Genomic DNA, 20437 nt, shown 5'->3' with positions numbered 1-20437 from the left:
GACGGGCGCGAGGCCGTAGGGTGGCGCGCGTGGAAGGGCTGAACGGGTTCGACGTCGCGATCCTCGTCGAGGGCGAGAGCGATCGCGCGGCCCTGGTCACCCTGGCGGAGCGGCTCGGGGTGGACCCGGCGGCCCGGGGCGCCGTGATCGTGCCCATGGGCGGCGCCACCAACATCAGCCGCTTCGTGACCCGACTGGGCCCGCGGGGCGCGGGGGCGCGCCTGGTGGGACTGTGCGACGCGGGAGAGGAACGGCACTTCGACCGGGCCTTCGCGCAGGCGGGGCTGGGGCGGGACTTCCACGTGTGCGTGGCCGACCTGGAGGACGAGCTGATCCGGGCCCTGGGCGTCGCCGGGGTGGAACGGGTGATCGCCGGACAGGGCCGCGAACGGTCCTTGTGGACCTACCGTCGGCAGCCGGCGCACCGGAGCCGACCGGCCGACCGGCAGTTGCACGGGTTCATGAGCAACGAGAAGGAACGGTACGCCCGTGCGATGGCCCGGGCGCTGGACCCGGACCGGGTTCCGGAGCCGTTGGCGGCGATCCTGACGGCGATGTAGTCGGCGGGGAGCCGGGCGGAGGTCGGGGGCTCCACGACCGGGACCTCAGGCGGCGACCGGGGCGCGCAGGTGGTCCACGACCTGTCGGGCGACGGTCCGTCCCGCCCGGTTGGCGCCGATCGTGCTGGCCTGGGGTCCGTACCCGGCGAGGAACACGCGCGGGTCGCGCACCGAACGGCCCCGCTCGACCTTGAGCCCGCCCTCGGGTTCGCGCAACCCCAACGGGGCCAGGTGGGTGAGCTCGGGGCGGAAGCCCGTGGCCCAGATGATGGCGTCCACCGGCGAGAAGGAGCCGTCGGCCCAGCGCACCCCGTGGGGTTCGATCGCGGTGAACGGGGGGCGGGCCACCAGCAGGCCGCGTTCGACGGCGGCCAGGTTCCGCTCGGTGGCGGGCAGTCCCGTACCGCTGGAGATACTGGGCAGCGGTCGTCCGGCGCGGGCGGCCTCGTCGGCCCGGTTCACCGCGGCGATCCCGGCTCCGGGGTCGTCGACGAACCGGACCGGGCGACGGGTGACCCAGATCGTCTCGGCGGCGACCCCCTCCAGTTCGTGGAGGAATCCGACGGCGGAGGTGCCCCCGCCCACGACCAGCACCCGCAGCCCCGAGAAGTCCTCCGCCGCCCGGTAGTGCGGCGTGGACACCTGCACGCCCCGGAAGTCCGCGGCCCCCGGGAAGGAGGGCCGGAACGGCCGCGCCCAGGTGCCGCTCGCGTTGACCAGCGCCCGGGTGAGGAGCGCGCCCCGGTCGGTCTCCACCAGGAGTCGGCCGTCCCCGGCCTCCCGTACCCGGGACACCGTGGTCGGTCGGCGCACCCGCAGGTCGAAGGCGCGCTCGTAGCGGTCGTAGTACTCGCGGACGACGTCCCGGGCGGGTCGGGTGCCGTCGGCGGTGGCGAAGCTCAGACCGAGGTCCCGCATGCCCGGCAGGTCGTCGACCTTGTGGGCGTCGTCCAGGCGCAGCGCCTCCCAGCGGAACTGCCAGGCCCCGCCGGGGGCGGGACCCCGGTCGAGCACGACCGCGTCGGTTCCGGGGACCAGGCCCAGGCGGCGCAGGTGCCAGGCCACCGAGAGCCCGGCCTGGCCCGCGCCCACCACGACCACGTCGGTCTCCTCCGGCGCCACCGGCGCGTCAGCCGTCATGGTGTCCCCCTTCGCGTCGTCCACCGTCCAAGGGCAACAACGCGCGCCCGGGTTTCTTCCCCGCTGTTCAGGAGGGGTCCTCGCACTCCTGGACGGGGGTGTCGGAGGCGCGCGCATGATGCGCGGCCGTCCGGTGGCGGTGTCGAGGGCCTCCCACCGCCCGGCGGCGCCGTGCCGGCCCACCTGGCGCAGGCGAGACGGCAGGGAACGGGACCCCGCACACCCGCACCCCGCCGGGCGAGGCCCTCCTCGGCCGCGGTCGGCCCCCGGCGGGAACACAACGGCACGAAATCACAGAATTCACATAGGCGAATGCACTTGACCATCGCTTTGCTCTTGCTTTTCCCTTGCTTTGACCCAACGGATTCTATGATCCTCACGATCCGGAAAAGCGCGACCGCGCACCATCGCCCCCACGGTGATCGATTCCGGACGCCCTTCAACGGGAACACAGAAGAGGTGTCCAGTGAAGTTCGCCAAGACGCTCGCCGTCGCCGCCATGACGGCCGTCGTCACCCTCGGCCTCGCCTCCCCCGCCGCCGCGGTCGAACCGCAGCCGCAGTGCGAGCACAACGGCAACGTCAGCCCCTGCTGGGAGTACTACTCCTGGTACTGGACCTACTCCGCCTGCCACGCGGAGGGCCGCAAGCAGGTGCAGAACGCCCGATACTCCGACTATCTCTGCGACGGCGGGGCCACCGTCTACCTGTGGCTGCGCCGGGTCTGACCCGATACGCATGAAAAGGGTCCCGTCGATATCGGCGGGACCCTCCTTTTTCGAACACGGTGACGCCCGAAAAAGAGATGCGCACACCACGAAAAAGGGATTTCCGAAAACCCGAACCTGCCTACCGTCCGGAATTCCGGACGGTCACCGCCCTCGGCCCTTCCGTACGCCCTCCAGCAGCCACGGATCCACCTCCCGCCCCCGGAGCACGCTGATGTCCCCGGTCGTCTCCAGCACGACCGCGCGCACCGAGTCCATGCTCCCGACATCGGCTCCGCGCAGTGTCGACCGCAGGTCGTCCTCGGTGATCCGTGACCTCCTCATGTTGTCCTGGAGCATCGTGCCCTCGGACATGAGCAGCAGCGGGGCGTTGTCGACCACCCGCTGGAACGGGGAGAAGCGGCGCAGCAGGGCGATGACGACCTGGAGAAGGTAGAGCACCGCCAGGGCCGTCATGCCCTCCACGAGCGTCACCTGCGCCACCGCGACCGTCGCCACGAGCGATCCGACGGCGACCGTCATGGCGAAGTCGAAGCTCGACATCTTGGAGAAGCTGCGCAGCCCCGCGATACGCGTGTAGGTGATGACGGTGGCGAAGATGCCGACCGCGGAGAACAGGATCAGCAACAGTCCGTCGAGGGCGACACCGAAGAGACTTTCCAGCATGCCGGACCACCTACCCGCCCGCCCGCCGTGGGAACCGCAGGTGCCGCCGGGCCCCGTTGACCGGCGTGACGTGGACGAACACGACATCGTGCCCCGACCGGTGTCACGACTCCGCCGCGTCCCGCCGCGTGCCACGGGGTTCGGAACCCGGAGCCCGATCGGTCCGAGCTCGGTCTACCCGCTCCGTCCCGGACCGCCGGGCGCGCCGTCACCCGCCAGCCGGGCGGCCAGGTCGAGGAACACGGCGCGCTCCGGTTCCGAGAGCGGGCCCAGGAACCGGTCCTGGACGCCGGAGAGCACGGCGTCGAGCCGGAGCAGTTCCGCGCGGCCCGCCTCCGTGATGGAGACGCGGTTGCGCCGGCGGTGGGCCGGATCGGGCCGGCGCACGGTGAAGCCGCTCCGGCCCAGGGCGTCGAGCGAGGTCGTGACGTCACTGCGGTCGAGATCGGTGAGCCGCCCCAGGTCGGCCTGGCTCAGCGGGCCGGACTCCTCCAGGGCGGCGAGCACGCGGTAGTGGTACGGGCGTGCACCGGCCTCCGCGAACGCCTCGTGCAGGAGCCGGTGGGAACGCAGGTGCGCCCGGCCCACCAGCCAGGTCGCCCGATCGTCGAGTCGCCGAACCATGCCGCCCACGATACCGCCGCTTGTTGGCGATACCAACACTCATGTAATGTTGGTCGGACCAACAATCAAGGAGGTCGCCGTGATCCCGTTCGGAACCCGACTCATCGGTCGCACGGAGAAGGCCCTCAGCGCGCTCCTCACCGCCGTCCTCGCCGACAGCGGACTCTCCGAGCCGCAGTGGGTCGCGCTCCGCGTCGCCGAGCACTTCGAGGGGCCCGGCGACCTGTCCGCGCACATCCGCGACCAGACCCACTTCCCCGACCCCGATTCCCTGCTGGCCGACCTGACCGCACGCGGCCTGGTCTCCGACGGGAGGATCACCGACACGGGCCGGGTGTTCCTCGGCCGGACCGGGGAACGCGTCGCCGAACTCACGGAGCCGATCTGGGAGCGCCTGTCCGCCGACGACACCGCAGCCGCCGAGCGCGTCCTCAACACCGTCCTGGAAGGGACCCGCGCCGTCCTCGCCGCCCTGCCCACCGCTCACGCGCGGCCCGAGGCGGGCCTGTCCAGCGGAGGGTGAAAGGCCCCGGACATGCGAAAAGGGCGTTCACCGTGGTGAACGCCCTTCCTCTGTCGGGACGACAGGATTTGAACCTGCGACCCCTTGACCCCCAGTCAAGTGCGCTACCAAGCTGCGCTACGTCCCGTCCGCCGGACGACCGTCGTCTCCGACGTCGCCAACAGGTAGAACCTTACCGCACTTCCCGGCCCGCCGAGACCGAGGGCCGCCCGGGTCAGCCCTGGGCACAGACGTAGTAGTTGTTGAACGGGTCGACGTCGTTCTCCTCGACCCGCACCCGGCCGAACCCCGCCTCGGCCAGCATGGCGCGTGCCTTCTGCTCACCCCACGCCGTGCCCAGGCCATCGCCGCCCAGGGCCAGGGACACCGTCATGCAGTGCATGAGGGAGACCGTGTAGAGGAACGTCGCCCACGGCAGTCCCGCGTTCTCGTGCAGGTCACTGGACGCCTTGACGTCCGCCATGAGGAACACTCCGTCGGGCCGCAGCGCCCGGTGGACCCCGGCGAGCACCCGGGCGGGGTGCGCCTGGTCGTGGATGGTGTCGAAGGCCGTGATGAGGTCGTAGCCGTCCTCGATGTCCAGCGTGGAGACGTCGCGCAGCTCGAACCGCACGTTGAACAGCCCCATCGCGTCGGCCTGCCCCCGGGCGAACGCGACGGCCTCCGGGGAGAAGTCGTAGCCGACGAACCGGCTGCGCGGATAGGTCCGGCCCATCACGTTGAGGGCGCGGCCTCGCCCGCAGCCCACATCGGCCACGTCGATGCCCAGGGCCAACCGTTCGGGCAGGCCCTCCACCAACGGCAGTGTCGTGTCGATGAGGGAGGCGTCCACCAGTACACCGCTGTCCTCGGCCATCATCTCCTGGAACCGCTCATAGGCGCTGTAGGGAACGCCACCGCCCTTGCGGAACGCCTCCTCCACCTGCTCGTCCACCCGCGCCAGCATCGACAGGACCGTCAGGAGCCGGGCGAGGTTGTCGGGCCCGGCCGCGCGGGTCAGACAGGCGGCGTGCTCGGGGGGCAGCAGGTAGGTACCGGACGGCGGGTCGTACTCGATCACCCCGGCCATGGTCGCGCCGGCCAGCCACTCGCGCACGTAGCGCTCGTTCAGACCGGCCTCGTGCGCCACCTCCGGGCCGGTCATCGCGCCTCGGCCCGCCATCGTGTCGAACAGACCCAGCCGGTGTCCCAGACCGCACAACAGGGCGGCGCTGCCGGAGTCCATGAAGCCGATCAGCCGACCGGAGAACTCCTCCACCGCGTCCCGGTCCAGCGCCTGCCCTGTGGTCTGCGTGGTCATCACGGGCTCCTCGGTCAGGGGTGGTCCACCCGCCCGACGGCGGGGCGTCGCATCGACCGGCACCTTTGCCCGTGTGGAGTTCCGCGGCTCTTCGCGAGGGTCGCAGGGTACGCCGGCCGCCAACACGGTAATCGGACATTCTACTCTTCTCCCCCTTGAACACCGGGGGTCCCGGTGCCCCGTGGCCGCCTGTGGCCAGGGGCCCGTCACCGCGGCACGAGGGCCGGACCCCGCACCCCTGCCCCTCCCGTCCGCGCCGATCGACCCGCCTTCGCGGCGGCGGGACGACCGGCAAGGGTCTCCCGTTCACCGCGACCGACACCCGTCACCGGATCCTCACCGGAGGGCACCGGTACGGCCGGGGCCACCGTGTCCGGACACGGCCGACGCCGTGCCCGGGGGCGCTCGCCGCCGGTGCGCGCCGCGCTCGCGCCCCCACCTCGCGAACCGTGTCCACCGTCCTTCGCCGACCGGTCCGGGGTGATCGACCGTCCCCCGTGGGGGCGCGAGCGCGGCGGCGGAACGATGCGCCGGCGACGGATCGTGCCGAAACCCTCCCGGAGCGTGCCCGTCGCCCCTACTCTGGTGCCCTCCCCCACGGGGGAGTGTCATGGGACGCCGCCCCCGAGGGCGCGGCACACCGGGAAGGACGACACGTGACCTTCGACGGCGTCGGGGAATCCGTCGACCCCGAGATCCCCTTCGGCACCCGCCTGCGACTGCACCGCACCCGCAGGGGCATGACCCGCGAGGTCCTGGGCGGGATGGTGGGCCGGTCCGCCTCCTGGGTGAAGGCGCTGGAGACCGGCCGGTTGGGCACCCCCAAGCTGCCGCTCCTGCTCAAACTGGCCGAGGCGCTGCGGGTACGCGACCTGGCCGCGCTGACCGGGGCCCGATCGATCCCGGTGGAACCGTTCAGCGGCCCCGGGCACCCGCGGCTGCCCGCCGTGCGGGCCGCGATCAACGCGTTCATACCGCTCACCGACCGGCCCCCGCCCACCCTCCCCCACCTGCGGTCCCGCCTGCGGGGAGCATGGCGGGCCCGGCACGCGGCGCCCGACCACCGCGAGGTGCTGGGCGCCCTGCTGCCCGGCCTGATCGAGGACGCCCAGGCGGCCGTGCACGGGGCCGACGGGGAGTCCGACCGGCGCGCCGCCCGCGCGGCGCTGTCGGAGGTGTACTCGCTGGCGCAGTTCTTCATCGCCTACCAGCCGGCGCAGAGTCTGCTGTGGCGGGTGTGCGAACGCGCGGTGGTGACGGCCCGGGAGTCCGACGACCCGCGCGCCCTGGGCATCGCCGCCTGGCTGATGACCCAGGCGCACCGCGACGCGGGCGACTGGGACGCCGCCGACGCGGTGGCCGAGGGCGCGCTGGCGCACCTGGGTGCCCTGATGACCGAGCGGGACTCCGACGAGCTGCTGTCGCTGTGGGGCGCCCTCCAGTTCGAGGCCGGGTACACCGCGGCCCGCCGGGGCGAGAGCGGTACGGCCTGGCGGCGGTGGGACACGGCACGACGGGTCGCCGAACGGCTCCCCGCCGGGTTCTACCACCCGGTGACCTCCTTCTCGAAGGCGATCATGGGCGCGCACGCGGTCACCGTGGCCGTAGAGCTGCGCAACGGCGGCGAGGGGGTGCGCCAGGCCATGCGCTCGGAGGCGCACGTCATCCCGTCGCGTCCGCGCCGCGCCCGGCACCGGATCGAGCAGGCCCGCGCCCACCGGTCGGACGGCCGGGAGGGCGAGGCACTGCGGCTGCTGGCGCAGGCGCACGCCACCGCCCCGGAGACCGTCCGCTACAACGGCCACGCCCGCGCCATGATCATCGAGGGTCTGCGGTCGCGCGAGCACCGTGCGGCGGCGGGCGCCCTGGCCGACCGGGTGGGCCTACCGGCCTGAGTTTTACCTGGCGGGGGGCACATTCCGTGCCCCTCAGCCGGGCCTTGACGGGTTAACGTCGGTGGGACCCCGGACCGGGGGCCCGGGATCCCACCGACGTTTCGAGGACCATCGACGATGACGCGCACCGTCGCCCGCGCACGGGGTGATCACGGGTGAGGGGCGGAGCGGTGACGCCCGCCCCCGGGGACGCGGCGGCACGGGGACCGACGCGCGAGGGGCGCGAGGACGTGCTCACCGCCCACGACCGGGCCGGGATCGACGCGTGGGCGCGGGCCATGGGGACCACCGTCCGACAGGTGGACGAGGACTGGGAGTCCATCACCTACGAGGCGGAGTCCACCGGCCCCGACGGGGTCCGGCTGCGCTGCCGGTACCGGTACCGGATCCCCCCGGTGGCGGCGATGCGGCGGTTGGCGCGCACCCATGTCGTGGGGATGGTGCACGAGGTCGACGGGGCGCGCTGCCATCACGTGCGCCGGGTCATCCCGATGGGCACGACCGACTCCGAGTTGCGCCACAACGCCGTCCTGATCGCCTCGGCCCTGATCGACCTGCAACGTCACGGCCGGTGCGGGGCCGGCGTGGCCACCCTGGTCCCGTACATGGTGGTGCCCGCCCTGGAGTGGGAGGTCCGACCCACCGACGGAGACGCCCCTCGCACCCCGAAGGCCTGACGCCCGGCCCGGGACCGCGTCACCGCAGGGCGGCGCCCTCGTCGGCGTGCCACCACGACCGGGACCGCCCGCGCAATCCCCAGATGGTGGCGGCCGTCAGGCCCAGGACCACGGCCGCGGCGGCGTAGGGCGCCGAGGGCGCGAACTGCTGGAACAGCCACCCGCCGAGCAGCGGGCCGACCACCCGGGCCCCGGAGTTCACCGACTGGGAGACCCCGAAGGCCTCGCCCTGGCGCTCCTGGGGCGTGACCCGGGAGATCGCCGCCATCGTGGTGGGGGCGTTGGTGGCGTTGCCCGCGGCGATCAGGGCCGCCGGCAGCGCCACGTGCCACCACTCACCGGCCAGGGGGACCAGCGCGGCGCCCGCGGCGAGGACCGTCGCGCCGATCGCCATCAGAGTGATCTCCCCCAACCGCCGGGACAACCACCGGGTGGCGGTGAGCTGCACCAGCACGATGAGAAAGCCGACGTACATGAACAACAGGCCGTTCTCCACCGGCCCGAACCCGAGCCGGTCCGCCGTGAACAGGGGGAACTGGGAGTCGATCATCGAGAAACCGACCATCACCGCACCCGAGACGGCCAGGAGCGGGACCAGTCCGGGCAGGGCCCGCAGGCCGCCCCGCCCTCCGGTGACGCGCGCGACGCCCGGGGTGGCGCCCGAGGCGGCGACGCCGCCGCGCGGGAGCGCGACCAGCGCCCACACGATGTTGACCAGGCACAGGAGCGCCGCGGCGAAGAACGGCAACCGGTCATCGCCCAGGACGACCAGGAGGGAGGCGATGCCCGGACCCAGCACGATGCCCGATCCGATGCCGACGCCGACGACCGCCATCCCCCCGGCCCTGCGCTCGGGCGGCAGCACGTCGGCGACCACCCCTTGGGCGGCGGCGGTGCTGGCCGCGCAGGCACCGGACAGGATCCGGCCGACGAACAGCGCGGCCAGCGAACCGGCCAGGCCGATGGTCAGGTGGCCCACCGCCGCCCCGGCCGCGGTCACCGCGATGACCGGGGCCCGCCCCCATCGGTCCGAGGCCCGCCCCACGGCGGGGGCGAGCAGCAGTTGGGCGAGCGAGTAGACGGCGATCAGAGCGCCGATGACGGCCGGGGAGGCGTCGAACTCACGGGCGTACGTGGGAAGGATCGGCACTATCATCCCGAAACCCAGCATGTCAATGAACACGGTGATGAAAACCGCGCCGAGAGCGCTTTTCTCGGAAAATTCTCGCTTCATTCCATCACCCGCGTACATGAAAGGTCCATTGACACGGGAAAGGCTATCCACCGATATGACGGCAGGGGACACCGAGCCCCCCGCTCACCTCGGAAGACACCGAAAGCCGCGTACCCAAGGGCGTCCGCACCCTCGCGAACGGAACCCCCCGGGGCGGAAAAGCCCTTCTGCACCCCTTGACCGGAACCGGGTTCCAGGAAATAACTACATTCGACGAAGTGGCCGATCCCCACCGAAAGACACAGGATGAGACCACGCGAAACCCCCCGTTGGATCCTGGCCTTCGACGCGTCCTGCGAGCGCTGCCGCGCCGTGTCCGACATGGTCCGGGACACCTGCTCGGACAGGATCGAACTCCTCCCCCTGGCGCACGCCGACGTGGAGCGGTGGCGGCGCGAGGTCTACGGCGCGCACGCCCCGTGGACCCCCACCCTGATCCGGGTCGACGCCGACGGGCCCCGGGCCTGGACCGGCCCGGCGCTCGGTGTCCGGCTCCTCACCCGCCTGGGACCCGTCCCGACCCTGCGCCTGATCGGCGCGCTGAGCCGCCTGCGCGACCCGGGCGCCGGGAGCGGGGTCGACCGCAAGGGTTTCCTGCGCGCGGGTGCCGGACTGGGCGTGGCCGTCGGCCTCGTCCTGGCCGGACGCACCCCCGCCCTGGCCGACGCCTCGGAGGTCACCCGGGCGCAGACCTGGGCGCGGACCAACCGGGGTCGGCTCCCGGAACGGCTCGACGCCTTCGGATCCCACTCCATGACCTACCGCCGCGCGATCTTCGGCGAGCTGTCCCCCCGGGCGCGCAGCCGTCTGTGGGTCGAGCACCTGGACCGCTACCGCCGTGAGCACCCCGAGCCGACCGCCGCCCAGCGGGAGGTGCTGGAGCGCGCCGGGGAACTGCTGTCCGAGCCGGCCCTGTTCACCACGTTCCGCACCGGACCCGACGCCGAACTCGACCATCTCAAGGAGAGCGCGATCGCCGCCTTCGGCGAGCGGGAGGCCCACGCGCTGCTCGCCACGCTCGGTCCGCCCGAGGAGCCCTCGGTGCGCGCGGCGGCGGCCGACTGCACCTGCTCCCAGTCCAACGACTGGTGCGGTGGCGGCGACGTCTGCGCGGGGTTCCAGGGCTGCACGCACGTCCGCGGCTGCGGGCTCATCTTCCTGTGGATCTGCAACGGGCACTGCCGGTGAGGTGATCCGCCCGGGTACGGGGCGAGGGCGTTCACGCACGCCCTCGCCCGGCGACGGTCCCGTGTCCGCGCGCGTTCCGCGTTCGCGATGGTCGCGGCCCGCGATCACTCGGCGGCGCCGGGCGCGGTGTTCTCCTCGATCCCGTTCCGGAACCGCACCCCGCAAGAAGAGGACACCCGGCACACGTGACGGCCACGGGTCCGGGCGGCTCTCCCGGCTCATGGGCCCGACGGGTTCGAGATCACCGCCGAGCGCCACGAGCCGGCCCCGGGCCGCCTGGATCGCTACCACCGCGCCGATGTCGAGCGACTCGCGACGACGGAGCGGTCTTTTTGACCGGTCCTTCCGTGCTCCCACGCCGGTTTCGACCGATGCTCCTCACGCTTCTCCGGGCCCGGCGGGCGACCGGCGGGTCGGCGTCTCTCCGACCACGGTGATCGAGTGGCCGGACATTCCTGCCAGACCCTGCGTCCCGCCCCACATACCCTTGTAAAATCCGGCCATGGGCGTGAGGAATTATCTGATCGAAGGCGTTTCCTGCACCGGAAAGACCTCGGTCTGTAGAGAATTGAATCGGCGGGGCCACCATGCCATCAATGGCGACCGCGAGTTGGCCTATCAAGGCGACCCGAAAACCGGACGACCGACGGACGGGTTCAGGCACGAGCATCATATTTGGAATATCGGCAAGGTGAAATCCCTGGTCGCCGACCAAGGCAGCGCGGTGACGTTCTTCTGCGGCGGCTCCAAGAACTTCGCGGAGTTCATAGACCTCTTCGACGGCGTCTTCGTCCTTGAGATCGACCTCAGGACATTGAATCGACGCCTCGACGAGCGACCGGACGACGAGTGGGGCGCGAGGCGGTCGGAACGAGAACTCATCGTTCGCTTGCACCGGACGAAAGAAGACATTCCGAAGGACGGCGTCGTCATCGACGCGACCGAACCACTCGATCGCGTCGTCGACGCGATCATCCGCCATGTGGGGGAAGAGACGCTTCCGGTGGCGCGGATATGAGGTTTCGGGCGGTCGACCCCGGCCGGGGCGAAGCGTCCCGGCCGGGGTGGGGCGCCGGTCAGCGCCCCCAGCGATGGACGCCGTCCCGCACGACGTGGGCCAACGGCCCACCCGACCCCGGTTCAACCCCACCCCGACCCCGCCGGGAACGCGGAGAAGGGCCCACCTGACGGTGGACCCTTCTCCGACCTGCTACTTCTCTGTCGGGACGGCGGGATTTGAACCCACGACCCCTTGACCCCCAGGCACACCCGGCGTAGCCGCCGGGGGTCGCGGACCATCACCCCACAATACGAACCCGCAGGCCGGGGCCCCCGCCCCGGCCACCGAGCAACGGGACCGGTCACCGAGGGGCGCCCATAGGCGCCCCTTTTTCAACCCCACCGCTACTCCACCTCGGGTCTCCTGTCCTCTCCTGATGAATCCTCAGGTTTCCAAGCAGCATGAGAACATGTGGGACATAATAGAGCCCGAAAGGCCATCACCCTAGAAGGGCCTCCATGATGGACTGGAAATCCCTGTTTCCACCAGAGCCAAACAGCGATGCCGACTATGCATCTCTGCGAACCCCAGGGAGAATTTACTTTGGCAAACCTTTTGTTCTAAAAGTTGGACGCAACAGCGAGAAGGGTTCAACAGCCAGGTATTCATGGCAAGTGATCTACGAAGCAAAGCAAAACCAAAACACACCAACAGAAGCCGAGGAAATAGAAGTGGAAATCCACCGGAGCGCCAAGGGGCGCGTTCAGATTCGAGCGAAGATCGTCCGCGACCAAGGCAACGTGACCGAGATCAAGTTTGACAAGATCACCGGGAACCCGGGAAACGCAAAAAGCGAAAACATCCTCAATCTAGACAAGGAATCATCCGATCGCCTTATCAACATGTTCTTGACACTCAGGGAAACAAGCCCTGAAAACTCAGACGAGCCTGCCATAGACAACGAACTACTGAGCTCTGCCATGTCCCTGCCACAGGCAGCCCAAGTAGCGTACAAGATCGACCCCGAAAAATTTAGACTCCTAATTGAGAACGATATAAGCGCGGAAGATGTAGTTGCCGTTGCGGCCCGAAAGAAAAAACTTGAGGAGTTCGATAAGCTCCTTAACAACCCGGAAGAATTTGAGATAAAGCGCCAAGGAGGAAGCCGAGAATCTGTATGGCAGAGGTTCTTTGAAGAAAATCCTTGGATACTCGGAGTAGGACTCTCAAGCCAACTTTTCACAGCATGGGACGATGAGAAGCTTGAAAAGACAGTCGCAGGAGCTAGCGTCGGTGGCCCAGGAAAACGAGTAGACGCCATGCTCACAACGAGTGGCATCGTTCGGTCACTCGTTCTTGCAGAAATAAAGTTGCACGACGACCCACTTCTTGAAAAAATCGAATACCGATCAGGCTGTTGGGCGCCTTCACGTGAAGTGACAGGAGGAGTTGCCCAGGCTCACATCACCGCAGAGCGAGCCAAAGAAGATATCGGCAACTGGCTAGAGACTCGCGACACAGAAGGATTTCCAACGGGAGAGAGAATTTATACCGGAACACCTCGATCCTACCTAGTAATCGGACAACTCTCCTCCCTAACAAAAAATGGAGCACCCCATCCAGAAAAAGTAAAATCATTCGAACTCTACCGACATAATTTGTCACACCCGGAAGTAATCACTTATGACGAAGTCTTGGCACGAGCCCAGTGGTCTCTGGAACAGGTGGAAATGAACTCAAAGACAGATTGAATTTCATTAATCCATGTTGGCTAGCAGCCCATGTCGGGCAGCACATCGACCGGGGTGCAGCATCCTTTGAACAGGGAAAAAACATCCGTAAGGGTGCACCCGTCATACGGGCCACCCCATTGGTGCACCGACCGACGCACCCACGGGCCGACTCAGCTACTGAGTTCCGCGCGGATCTGCGGATGGGAATGACTACGCCGCGCTCAGGGCATCGCGCAGCTCAGGAACGTCGCGGAACCGTTCCAGAGCCCTTCTCACGACGCGGGGGCGTTCGTTGGTGCGCTTGCTGCCGAGACCATTGGCGATCTCCAGCATGCGGCGGGCTGCCTAGGATGCCACTTCGGGCTTGTTTGCGACTACGATCCAGGAGAGGTACAACGCCAGCCTCCGGCCATGGGCGGTGTCGTATCGAGACAGCATGATGCAGTTGGGCAGCAGCACTACCTGCAAAGACCGGTGGAGTTCGGGGTGCAAGTGAGCATTCATGATCTAGGCTCCATTACCGCACGGAACCCCTCCCACCAGGGGATCGGTGGAAGGGGTTGGGGGTTCCGAGCCGTGCGAGGTCAGAGGTAGCGCTTGGGAAGATCGCCCCTCCGCAGCTCGGAGAAAGTGATCATCTTCTGTCCGGGGCGGATGAGCACCGCGCCGCCGTTGGCGAAGAAGAGCGTGCCACGCTTCTTGAGGTTGAGCAGCCCGACCGCCGAGCACAGGACCTGTCGGTGGGTGACCCGCTCGACCCCTTCGGTTTCTGCGAGGGTGTCGGCGACCTCGGGCGGGACCTCCGCGAGGTAACGGGGGAACTCGTGTGAGGTCATGTCACCTTCTCCCCTGCCTCGGCGATCTCCAGCACTGCCAGTACCCGGCGCACCATGTCCCGCTCCTGCCCCATGGGCAGGCCCTTCTCCGCCTCCCACACGTCTTGCTCGGTACGGAACGGCTCCCAGAGCCAGAACCAGAACCAACCGCCCTCCGTCCGGGACAGACGGACGTGCTGACTCTGCTTCCCCTTCTTCAGCTCGACCACCTGGCCGGGATGCGGCAGCGCCTTCAGGCCGCTTTCATCCGCCCAGTGGCACAACCGCTTGGCTGCTTCCCTCGTTTCCGACATGAGTGGTTCCTCCCTGGTTATCCCGGAACCCATTCAGGTGTCGTGGGTTAAGTTCTCCGGTGATCCCAGCTTGGGGAACCCACTTCTATCTGGGAAGTGATATCACCAAGCCTCTCAACACTGATAGATCTGTGTGCAAAGAGGTTATGGCGAGGTTGTGAAGGGTGGCTTATCGGTGAAGAAGAAGGTGAAGCCGCACGCCAAGAAGTGGGGAACGGAGCTGAAGAAGTATCGGACCTCAGCCAGCAGGACACAGGCTCAAGTGGCTTCTCGAATCCAAGTGACAGGCACGCTGATCAGCGGTTTCGAGAGCGGAACCCACTGGCCCAGCCGGGACAAGGTCAACCTCATCGATGACTTCCTCGGCGCGGACGGCAAGCTCGTAGAGCTGTGGGTGAAGCTCAGCAACCGGGAGTCCTATCCCAGCTTCCTCTCCGAGTTGGTGAAGGCCGAACCGGCAGCGACGCACATCCGTGAGTTCCACCCCCTGGTCATCTCCGGGCTGCTCCAGACCAGGGCCTACGCACGGTCCCTGGCCAGGGCATCCAACCGTTTCGCTCCACCCGAGGCGGTGGAAGAGATCGTCGAAGGACGGATGCGACGCCAGCGCATCTGGGACAGGCCGGATCCGCCCAGGGTCCACAGCATCGTGAATGAAGCCGTCCTGCTGGCTCCCACCGGAGGGGTGGGGGTCATGGTGGAGCAGCTCGACAAACTGATCGAACTGGTGGAATCCCATAGGCTGGGGTTGCAGATCGTTCCCTTGAAGACCGGCTTCCACCCCGGCCACACCGGCATGCTGGTCCTGATGTCCTTCGAGGGCCAGCCGGACGCCCTGTACCTGGAGAACGCCCTATCGGGCAGCATGTACCACGGCCCGGAGGTCGAGGAGGCTCACGAGCTTTTCGGTGAACTGCTCGGAGTAGCCTGGTCGCCAGAGGTCTCCTTGGAGCGTCTACGCACGATCAGGAAGGAGTTCCGCGATGGAACTCACTAAGGAATGGCGTAAGTCTTCCTACAGCGGAGGGAACGGCGGCCACTGCGTGGAGGCCAAGCGAACCTCTGACGGCGCCGCCCTCCGTGACACCCAGAACCGCTCCCTCGGCCATATCGAAGCATCCCGGTTGGAGTGGGGAGCACTCCTCACAGCCGTCAAGGGCGCGACCGAGTAGAGCCGTCCCTCCCCCCCACACACCACCCCACTAGTGGCATGAGCACAACGGATCTCCGTTCTTCTGCGGGCCCTGCCGCTTCTAGCGGCAGGGCCCGCAGTGCGTACGCACGCCTTCCACACCCCACCTGAACCCGATCAGGCCCTCCGATCGCGACCAGGAAGTGAAACCCGTCCGCGAGAAGGGACCCCGGTGTGGAACACAAGGTCGCGTACTCCGTCCAGGAAACCGCCCGCGCGCTGAGCCTGGGCACCACCACCGTCAAGAAGCTCATCGCCACCGGACAGCTCCCCTCCGTCCGCGTCGGCCGGCGACGCCTCGTCCCCCGCTCCGCCCTGGAGACCTACATCAACCACCTCGTAGAGAAGCAGGCGCAGGCCTAGGCTGGACGGGACCGTTCCCGGGAAAGACGAGGAGTGGTGCCCAGAACACCACGCAAGCCCACCAGGGCAGACCTGGCCGACCGACCCGACGTGTCGGTCTACCTCGACAAGGCACGCAAGCTCTGGCGTGCGGAGATCCGCCTCCGCCAGGACCCGCACACCGGCCGCTGCCAGGTCAAGAAGGTCAGCAGCAAGAACAAGAACACCCTCTACGACAAACTCGCCCAGGTCCTGGAAGAGCTGGACCAGGGGGTCAACTCCCCCGCCCGCTACACCGTCGCCGACTGCGTGGCGGAGTTCCTGCGGGACCAGACCGCCGACCTGGCACCCACTACACGCGACAACTACACACGGCTCGCGCGTACGCACATCACCCCCTACCTCGGCCGGTACCTGCTGGCCGAACTGCGGGTGGCCGATGTGCTCGCCTGGCTCCGGGGCCGCAAACCGCACCTGTCCTCGCGGACACTGCGGCTGGTGCTCAACCTGCTGGAGCGCGCCATCCGCTACGCACAGATCCAAGAGATGGCGGCCCGCAACGTCGCCGAACTCGCCCGGCTGGACCAGCGCGGCAGGCTCAAGGGCGACAAGCCCGGACGGCCCTCCAAGTCCATGACGCTGGAACAGGCCGTGGCGGTGCTCAAGGCGGCGGAAGGCACGCGGTGGTACGCCTACCTGGTGCTCTCCATCGTCACCGGAGCCCGAACCGAGGAGATCCGGGCGCTGACATGGGGCCAGATCGACACCAACGGCGGGGCCCCCACGATCCACGTGTGGACCTCGGTGCGAGGAGACCGGGACACCAAGACCCGACGGTCACGGCGCTCCCTGGAACTGCCCCGCATCGCCGTCAAAGCGATCACCGCGCACAAGGCCATGCAGGCCCGAGAGCGTCTCGCGGCGGCCGAGCTGTGGCAGGACAACGACCTGGTGTTCTGCACCGGGCACGGGACACCGCTGGACCACCACAACGTCCTGCGGGACCTGCGCACCATCATGAGAAAGGCAGGACTCGACCAGAACGAATGGACAGCGCGCGAGCTGCGCCACACCTTCGTGTCGCTGCTCTCCGACCACGGTGTGAGCATCGAGGAGATCTCACTCCTCGTGGGCCACGACGGCACCGACACCACGGAGCGCATCTACCGTCACCAACTCCGGCCGGTACTTCGATCCGGAGCACGGGCGATGGACGCCATCCTGCACGACGTGGGCTGACGGCCCACCCGCCCCCGGTTCAACCCCACCCCGACCCCACTGGAGACGAAGAAAGAGGCCCGCCACCCGGCGAACCTCTCTCTGAACTGCTACTGCTCTGTCGGGACGGCGGGATTTGAACCCACGACCCCTTGACCCCCAGTCAAGTGCGCTACCAAACTGCGCTACGTCCCGTCCGTCGACCTCCGCCGCAGCGGCACCGACGGGCAAGACTCTATCGCATCACCGGGTGCTCTCGCACCGGAGTTCCCCTCCGGCGGGGCGCCCGCCGCGCTCACCCTCCCGGTGCGCCGAAGACCCGCACGAACCACTCCCCGGCGGCGTCGGCCACCTCCTCCATCGCGCCCTCCTCCTCGAACAGGTGGGTGGCGCCGGGGACCACCCGGATCCGACCGGCCCCGCCGAGCCGGTCGAGCGCCTCCTTGTTGAGCCGCAGCACGTCGGTGTCCGCACCGCCGACGATGAACAGCGCCGGGGCGCGCACCGCCCGGAGCGCCCCGCCACCCGCCAGGTCGGGGCGGCCACCGCGTGAGACCACCCCCGTGACCGCGTCGGGTCGCTCGGCCGCCGTCCGCAGCGCCGCCGCGGCACCGGTGCTGGCGCCGAACAGCCCGATGGGCGTCCCCGCCGTGTCCTCCCGCGCAGCCAGCCAGTCCACCGCCCCGGTGAGGCGCCGGGTGAGCAGGTCGATGTCGAAGCGCAGCTCGCGCGTGATCCGGTCGACCTGTTCCTCCTCCGGTGTGAGCAGGTCGAACAGCAACGTCGCGATCCCCGACCGATGCAGGACGTCGGCGACGGCCCGGTTGCGGGGGCTGTGCCGGGAACTGCCGCTGCCGTGGGCGAAGACCACGGCGCCGACGGCGTCCGGAGAGGTCGACCAGCGTCCGTCGAGTTCCACGTCCGGCGCGCGCACCGTCACCTCACGTTCGATCATGGTGATCCCCTCCCCGGGTGGCCTCTCGGAGTGGGCGCTACCCCGACGCCCGGAACGCACACCTTCGGCGACCGGTGGGAGGCGCGCCCCGCCACCCGCCCGGGGTGACGTCGAGCCGCTGGACCGGACCACCCCGGGGCCGGCCGGGACCGCCCGCGGGTGCCCGCCCTCGCGGGAGACGGACCGCCGCACCCCACGTCGCGGTCGGCGGGAGAGCGCGGGTGCGCGGCGCGCGGGTGCGCAAGAACGGTCAAGCGCCGCGCCGACCCGCGCGAACATACTGGTCGCATGACCGAACCCACCACCGGCCGGGACCGGCTCCGCGAACTGCTCGACGCGGTCCTGGAGAAGGACGACTCCCCCCTGGGCGACATGGCCGCACGGGCCTTCAGCTCACCGTTCCACTTCTCCCGACGGCTCAGCCGCGACACCGGGGAGTCCCCCGTCGCGCTGCGCCGACGGGTGCTGCTGGAGCGCGCGGCCTGGCAGATCGGTCAGGGCACCAGTGTCACCGACGCGGCGTTCGCCGCCGGCTACCGCTCGGTGGAGGGGTTCATCCGCGCGTTCGGGCGGGCCTTCGGTCACCCTCCCGGGGCGACCACCCCCGGGAGCGGCACCTGGCTGCCCGCCCCGAACGGCATCCACTTCCACCCGCCGATCCACCTGTGGATCGAGTCGCGACCCGAGGAGCGTTCCGGCATGGACCTCGTGTCCCTCCAGGTCCACCACGACATCGCCGACACCGGGCACCTCATCGAGGTGGCCGCGGGCCTGTCGGAGGAGGCCTACCGCAGGACGCACGCCCCGGGTCGGACCGTCCTGGAATGGGACGGCCCCGAGGAGTCGATCGCCGCCGTGCTGGAACACCTCGTGTGGTCCAAGGAGGTGTGGTCGGCCTCGATCGACGGGGCCGACTTCCCCGAACGCGGTGCCGACGACCCCACCGGGCTGGCGGCCCGCCACCGGGAGATCGGCCCGCACTGGATCGCGACGGTCGAGGGCATCGGCCGTCGCGGCGCCTGGGGCGACCGGCTGGTGGACGCCCTGTGCGATCCACCCGAGAGCTTCCTGCTCGGCGGGGTGATCGCGCACGTTCTGACCTACGCGTCGCACCGCAGGCAACTCGTGCGCGAGATGCTGCGCGCGGAGGGGGTGGAGGTGGACCACGGGGATCCCCTTCTCTGGCTTCAGGCCCACTACGGAGGCACTTCATGACCAGGACCGTCTACAACACCGCGACCAGCCTGGACGGCTTCATCGCCACCGAGGACCACTCGTTGGACTGGCTGTTCGCCACCGACTCCGATGAGGCGGAGGAGGAGATCGGGGAGTTCCTGAAGGGGATCGGCGCCCTCCTGATGGGGGCGAGCACCTACGAGTGGGTGCACCGGCACGAGAGCGAGAAGGGCTGGGCGTACGCCGTGCCGTCCTGGGTGCTGACCCACCGGGAACTCCCCGCGTTCGAGGGTGAGCACGACATCCGGTTCGCGTCCGCCGACTCCGACGACGAACTGCGCGCCCTGCACGCGAAGGCGGCGGAGTCGGCCGGGGGCGGGGACCTGTGGCTCATGGGCGGCGGGAAGGTCGCCGCGGACCTGGCCCGGCTGGGCCTGCTGGACGAGGTGATCGTGTCCATCGCGCCCGTCACCCTGGGGGCGGGGGCGCCGCTGCTGGCCGGTCGGGTGGACCTGAAGCCGGTGGAGGTGCACCGGGCCGGGGACTTCGCCTGCGCCCGTTACGAGGTCGTGCGGCCCTGAACGACGGTGTCGCCGACGCCCCGCAGCCGGGCGTCGGCGGCACCGATCCCGTGCTCGTCGAAGACCGCGATGCCGTGTTCGGCCAGCAGGTGCGCGGTCACGCCCCGCCCGGCCCGCCTGCGCCCGGTGAAGGTGCCGTCGTAGACCTCGTGGAACCCGCACGAGGGACTGGACGCCTTGAGGACCGCCACCGTCACCCCCCGGTCGAGGGCGAACGCCAGGGCCGCGCGGGCCCCGGCCACGAAGTACGCGGTGACGTCGTCGCCGTTGGGAGTGAGGATGCGGGCCCGGCCGTCGATCACGTCGGCGGCCGTGGCACCGGGTTCGATCTCGGCGGGCGGCCGGGGCACGGGCAGTCCGCCCGCGACCTCCGGGCAGTGCACCACCAGGCGCCCCTCCGCCCGCCAGCGGTCGAGGAGCACGTCGTCGACCGGTTTGGCCCGCCCGTCGTAGCGCACCGGGCGGCCCATCAGGCAAGCGCTGACCAGGACCTTGTCCATGTCTCCCCCTCCGCCGACACCGACCACGCTACCGCTCGCGCCCGAGGTCGACGACACGGGCGGAACACCCCGATGAA

24 protein-coding genes and 2 tRNA genes are annotated in these 20437 nt (G+C 69.4%); 14 read left to right on the top strand and 12 right to left on the bottom strand.

Annotation, left to right across the window (positions count from 1 at the left end; all coding sequences use genetic code 11):
• Positions 1 to 29 precede the first annotated feature (29 nt).
• Positions 30 to 560: a TOPRIM nucleotidyl transferase/hydrolase domain-containing protein gene (locus RM479_RS19220; protein WP_311513096.1), complete on the top strand. Its 531-nt coding sequence runs from the start codon at positions 30 to 32 to the stop codon at positions 558 to 560.
• Between the two features lie 45 nt (positions 561 to 605).
• On the opposite strand, the gene RM479_RS19215 is transcribed toward RM479_RS19220, so the two are convergent.
• Complete coding sequence (locus RM479_RS19215; protein ID WP_311513095.1) at positions 606 to 1700, bottom strand: FAD-dependent oxidoreductase; 1095 nt, start codon at positions 1698 to 1700, stop codon at positions 606 to 608.
• Positions 1701 to 2166: 466 nt separating this feature from the next.
• Here RM479_RS19215 and RM479_RS19210 point away from each other — a divergent pair, with 466 nt between their 5' ends.
• Positions 2167 to 2427: a hypothetical protein gene (locus tag RM479_RS19210; RefSeq protein WP_311513094.1), complete on the top strand. Its 261-nt coding sequence runs from the start codon at positions 2167 to 2169 to the stop codon at positions 2425 to 2427.
• A gap of 144 nt (positions 2428 to 2571) precedes the next feature.
• Here the strand turns inward: RM479_RS19210 and RM479_RS19205 are convergent, their stop codons facing one another.
• Both RM479_RS19205 and RM479_RS19200 read right to left on the bottom strand, forming a co-directional pair.
• Complete coding sequence (locus tag RM479_RS19205) at positions 2572 to 3093, bottom strand: DUF421 domain-containing protein (RefSeq protein WP_311513093.1); 522 nt, start codon at positions 3091 to 3093, stop codon at positions 2572 to 2574.
• A 174-nt stretch (positions 3094 to 3267) separates the two neighbouring features.
• Positions 3268 to 3717, bottom strand: a complete 450-nt coding sequence (locus tag RM479_RS19200) for a MarR family winged helix-turn-helix transcriptional regulator (protein WP_311513092.1) — start codon at positions 3715 to 3717, stop codon at positions 3268 to 3270.
• 79 nt (positions 3718 to 3796) lie between these two features.
• Between RM479_RS19200 and RM479_RS19195 the strand changes: the two genes are divergently transcribed.
• Entirely contained in the window at positions 3797 to 4240 is a 444-nt protein-coding gene (locus RM479_RS19195) for a helix-turn-helix domain-containing protein (protein ID WP_311513091.1), read from the top strand.
• 53 nt (positions 4241 to 4293) lie between these two features.
• Here RM479_RS19195 and RM479_RS19190 read toward each other — a convergent pair.
• A tRNA-Pro gene (locus RM479_RS19190) sits at positions 4294 to 4367 on the bottom strand.
• 87 nt (positions 4368 to 4454) lie between these two features.
• Positions 4455 to 5540, bottom strand: coding sequence for a class I SAM-dependent methyltransferase (locus RM479_RS19185; protein ID WP_311513090.1), 1086 nt, complete (start codon positions 5538 to 5540; stop codon positions 4455 to 4457).
• Positions 5541 to 6196: 656 nt separating this feature from the next.
• On the opposite strand from RM479_RS19185, the gene RM479_RS19180 reads away from it, so the two are divergent.
• Complete coding sequence (locus RM479_RS19180; RefSeq protein ID WP_311513089.1) at positions 6197 to 7435, top strand: helix-turn-helix domain-containing protein; 1239 nt, start codon at positions 6197 to 6199, stop codon at positions 7433 to 7435.
• 170 nt (positions 7436 to 7605) lie between these two features.
• Positions 7606 to 8112 (top strand): hypothetical protein, encoded by a 507-nt coding sequence (locus RM479_RS19175; RefSeq protein ID WP_311513088.1) that lies wholly within the window; start codon positions 7606 to 7608, stop codon positions 8110 to 8112.
• Positions 8113 to 8131: 19 nt separating this feature from the next.
• On the opposite strand, the gene RM479_RS19170 is transcribed toward RM479_RS19175, so the two are convergent.
• Entirely contained in the window at positions 8132 to 9346 is a 1215-nt protein-coding gene (locus RM479_RS19170; RefSeq protein WP_311513087.1) for an MFS transporter, read from the bottom strand.
• Between the two features lie 246 nt (positions 9347 to 9592).
• Here RM479_RS19170 and RM479_RS19165 point away from each other — a divergent pair, with 246 nt between their 5' ends.
• The 3 genes from RM479_RS19165 to RM479_RS19155 all read left to right on the top strand — a co-directional run bounded on the left by RM479_RS19165 (position 9593) and on the right by RM479_RS19155 (position 13285).
• Complete coding sequence (locus tag RM479_RS19165) at positions 9593 to 10534, top strand: bacteriocin fulvocin C-related protein (protein WP_311513086.1); 942 nt, start codon at positions 9593 to 9595, stop codon at positions 10532 to 10534.
• 502 nt (positions 10535 to 11036) lie between these two features.
• Positions 11037 to 11552: an AAA family ATPase gene (locus tag RM479_RS19160; protein WP_311513085.1), complete on the top strand. Its 516-nt coding sequence runs from the start codon at positions 11037 to 11039 to the stop codon at positions 11550 to 11552.
• A gap of 500 nt (positions 11553 to 12052) precedes the next feature.
• Positions 12053 to 13285: a Shedu immune nuclease family protein gene (locus RM479_RS19155; RefSeq protein ID WP_274807922.1), complete on the top strand. Its 1233-nt coding sequence runs from the start codon at positions 12053 to 12055 to the stop codon at positions 13283 to 13285.
• A 192-nt stretch (positions 13286 to 13477) separates the two neighbouring features.
• Here the strand turns inward: RM479_RS19155 and RM479_RS19150 are convergent, their stop codons facing one another.
• The 3 genes from RM479_RS19150 to RM479_RS19140 all read right to left on the bottom strand — a co-directional run bounded on the left by RM479_RS19150 (position 13478) and on the right by RM479_RS19140 (position 14396).
• Positions 13478 to 13600 carry a hypothetical protein gene (locus RM479_RS19150; RefSeq protein ID WP_311513084.1) on the bottom strand — a complete coding sequence of 41 codons (123 nt, stop codon included), beginning with the start codon at positions 13598 to 13600 and terminating at the stop codon, positions 13478 to 13480.
• Between the two features lie 251 nt (positions 13601 to 13851).
• Positions 13852 to 14103, bottom strand: a complete 252-nt coding sequence (locus RM479_RS19145) for a hypothetical protein (protein ID WP_311513083.1) — start codon at positions 14101 to 14103, stop codon at positions 13852 to 13854.
• On the bottom strand, positions 14100 to 14396 hold the full coding sequence (locus RM479_RS19140; RefSeq protein ID WP_274807920.1) for a hypothetical protein: 297 nt from the start codon (positions 14394 to 14396) through the stop codon (positions 14100 to 14102). Before RM479_RS19140 ends, RM479_RS19145 begins: the two co-directional genes overlap by 4 nt.
• A 133-nt stretch (positions 14397 to 14529) precedes the next feature.
• On the opposite strand from RM479_RS19140, the gene RM479_RS19135 reads away from it, so the two are divergent.
• From RM479_RS19135 to RM479_RS19120, 4 genes are all read left to right on the top strand, one after another.
• On the top strand, positions 14530 to 15393 hold the full coding sequence (locus RM479_RS19135; protein ID WP_311513082.1) for a helix-turn-helix domain-containing protein: 864 nt from the start codon (positions 14530 to 14532) through the stop codon (positions 15391 to 15393).
• Positions 15380 to 15568, top strand: coding sequence for a DUF397 domain-containing protein (locus RM479_RS19130; protein ID WP_274807919.1), 189 nt, complete (start codon positions 15380 to 15382; stop codon positions 15566 to 15568). The genes RM479_RS19135 and RM479_RS19130 overlap by 14 nt, the downstream gene beginning before the upstream one ends.
• A 194-nt stretch (positions 15569 to 15762) precedes the next feature.
• Positions 15763 to 15951: a helix-turn-helix domain-containing protein gene (locus RM479_RS19125; protein ID WP_311513081.1), complete on the top strand. Its 189-nt coding sequence runs from the start codon at positions 15763 to 15765 to the stop codon at positions 15949 to 15951.
• 36 nt (positions 15952 to 15987) lie between these two features.
• Positions 15988 to 17169, top strand: a complete 1182-nt coding sequence (locus RM479_RS19120; protein WP_311513080.1) for a site-specific integrase — start codon at positions 15988 to 15990, stop codon at positions 17167 to 17169.
• Between the two features lie 100 nt (positions 17170 to 17269).
• Here the strand turns inward: RM479_RS19120 and RM479_RS19115 are convergent.
• Together RM479_RS19115 and RM479_RS19110 are read right to left on the bottom strand one after the other, a co-directional pair.
• A tRNA-Pro gene (locus RM479_RS19115) sits at positions 17270 to 17343 on the bottom strand.
• A gap of 100 nt (positions 17344 to 17443) precedes the next feature.
• Positions 17444 to 18103 carry a dienelactone hydrolase family protein gene (locus tag RM479_RS19110; protein WP_311513079.1) on the bottom strand — a complete coding sequence of 220 codons (660 nt, stop codon included), beginning with the start codon at positions 18101 to 18103 and terminating at the stop codon, positions 17444 to 17446.
• 288 nt (positions 18104 to 18391) lie between these two features.
• Here RM479_RS19110 and RM479_RS19105 point away from each other — a divergent pair, with 288 nt between their 5' ends.
• Complete coding sequence (locus RM479_RS19105; protein WP_311513078.1) at positions 18392 to 19318, top strand: helix-turn-helix domain-containing protein; 927 nt, start codon at positions 18392 to 18394, stop codon at positions 19316 to 19318.
• A complete protein-coding gene (locus tag RM479_RS19100) occupies positions 19315 to 19860 on the top strand; it encodes a dihydrofolate reductase family protein (protein WP_311513077.1) in 546 nt (181 codons plus the stop codon). Before RM479_RS19105 ends, RM479_RS19100 begins: the two co-directional genes overlap by 4 nt.
• Here the strand turns inward: RM479_RS19100 and RM479_RS19095 are convergent.
• Positions 19839 to 20360 (bottom strand): DUF523 domain-containing protein, encoded by a 522-nt coding sequence (locus RM479_RS19095; protein ID WP_311513076.1) that lies wholly within the window; start codon positions 20358 to 20360, stop codon positions 19839 to 19841. The genes RM479_RS19100 and RM479_RS19095 overlap by 22 nt on opposite strands.
• Positions 20361 to 20437: the final 77 nt, after the last annotated feature.

Source organism: Nocardiopsis lambiniae, from assembly GCF_031845465.1.
GTDB lineage: Bacteria > Actinomycetota > Actinomycetes > Streptosporangiales > Streptosporangiaceae > Nocardiopsis > Nocardiopsis lambiniae.
This window is presented reverse-complemented; position numbering and strand designations above follow the sequence as displayed.

Coding starts and splice junctions, on each gene's coding strand:
- RM479_RS19215 (WP_311513095.1), bottom strand. CDS start 1,700: ATGACGGCTGACGCGCCGGTGGCGCCGGAGGAGACCGACGTGGTCGTG.
- RM479_RS19205 (WP_311513093.1), bottom strand. CDS start 3,093: ATGCTGGAAAGTCTCTTCGGTGTCGCCCTCGACGGACTGTTGCTGATC.
- RM479_RS19200 (WP_311513092.1), bottom strand. CDS start 3,717: ATGGTTCGGCGACTCGACGATCGGGCGACCTGGCTGGTGGGCCGGGCG.
- RM479_RS19185 (WP_311513090.1), bottom strand. CDS start 5,540: ATGACCACGCAGACCACAGGGCAGGCGCTGGACCGGGACGCGGTGGAG.
- RM479_RS19170 (WP_311513087.1), bottom strand. CDS start 9,346: ATGAAGCGAGAATTTTCCGAGAAAAGCGCTCTCGGCGCGGTTTTCATC.
- RM479_RS19165 (WP_311513086.1), top strand. CDS start 9,593: ATGAGACCACGCGAAACCCCCCGTTGGATCCTGGCCTTCGACGCGTCC.
- RM479_RS19160 (WP_311513085.1), top strand. CDS start 11,037: ATGGGCGTGAGGAATTATCTGATCGAAGGCGTTTCCTGCACCGGAAAG.
- RM479_RS19155 (WP_274807922.1), top strand. CDS start 12,053: ATGATGGACTGGAAATCCCTGTTTCCACCAGAGCCAAACAGCGATGCC.
- RM479_RS19150 (WP_311513084.1), bottom strand. CDS start 13,600: ATGCTGGAGATCGCCAATGGTCTCGGCAGCAAGCGCACCAACGAACGC.
- RM479_RS19145 (WP_311513083.1), bottom strand. CDS start 14,103: ATGACCTCACACGAGTTCCCCCGTTACCTCGCGGAGGTCCCGCCCGAG.
- RM479_RS19140 (WP_274807920.1), bottom strand. CDS start 14,396: ATGTCGGAAACGAGGGAAGCAGCCAAGCGGTTGTGCCACTGGGCGGAT.
- RM479_RS19130 (WP_274807919.1), top strand. CDS start 15,380: ATGGAACTCACTAAGGAATGGCGTAAGTCTTCCTACAGCGGAGGGAAC.
- RM479_RS19110 (WP_311513079.1), bottom strand. CDS start 18,103: ATGATCGAACGTGAGGTGACGGTGCGCGCGCCGGACGTGGAACTCGAC.
- RM479_RS19105 (WP_311513078.1), top strand. CDS start 18,392: ATGACCGAACCCACCACCGGCCGGGACCGGCTCCGCGAACTGCTCGAC.
- RM479_RS19100 (WP_311513077.1), top strand. CDS start 19,315: ATGACCAGGACCGTCTACAACACCGCGACCAGCCTGGACGGCTTCATC.
- RM479_RS19095 (WP_311513076.1), bottom strand. CDS start 20,360: ATGGACAAGGTCCTGGTCAGCGCTTGCCTGATGGGCCGCCCGGTGCGC.